The 597-nt window shown below is 61.8% G+C and carries 2 protein-coding genes; both read right to left on the reverse strand.

What is annotated here, in order from left to right:
• The coding region (locus RT424_RS23805) for a DUF308 domain-containing protein (RefSeq protein WP_313443283.1) at positions 1-435 on the reverse strand (435 nt) is incomplete at its 3' end.
• An 11-nt stretch (positions 436-446) separates the two neighbouring features.
• A partial coding sequence (locus RT424_RS23810) for a Bax inhibitor-1 family protein (protein WP_313443286.1) occupies positions 447-597 on the reverse strand: 151 nt, incomplete at its 5' end.

Raw genomic sequence — 597 nt, forward strand, 5'->3', positions numbered from 1 at the left:
GATCGTGCCGGAAAGGGCGAGGAGCACTTCCCCGCGGATTTCCTTGCGCAGCCGTACTGCCGCGACGATCTCGAGCAGGCCGACCGCGATGGCCCAGGCAGCAACCAGAACCAGCGTCGCCAACGCGTAGCTGACCGTGAATTCCAGCGGCAAGGCTACAAAGAGGCCGGCTGCTACCAGTCCGATCACGCCGCGCAGGACCAAGGCAATCCACCGGTCCTCCTTGTGCGCGGCGCCCTGTATCCCGGCAATCAGCGAGGCAATGCCATCGACGCCAGCAAAGGCGGCAAACAGCATCGTGAAGGCAAAGAGTGCGCCCGCAGGGAAGAGCAGCGCCGCTTTGCCCAGCGCCAGAGCCAGGACACCGCGAACCATCATCCATTTCCAGTTTTGCGCCACCAGCGGAACGCTACGCCAGAGCGAGGTATCGTGCATACCGTCCTCCTTTACTCGCGCCGCTGACCCATGAAGGTCAGCAGCAACTGGAACAGGTTGATCAAGTTGAGATAGAGCGAGAGTGCGCCAACGATGGCGAGTTTGCTTGCCTCTTCCTGCCCGGCATAGGCGTAATACTCGTTCCTGAGACGCTGCGTATCC

The sequence above is a fragment of the Novosphingobium sp. genome (assembly GCF_032093395.1).
Lineage (GTDB): Bacteria > Pseudomonadota > Alphaproteobacteria > Sphingomonadales > Sphingomonadaceae > Novosphingobium.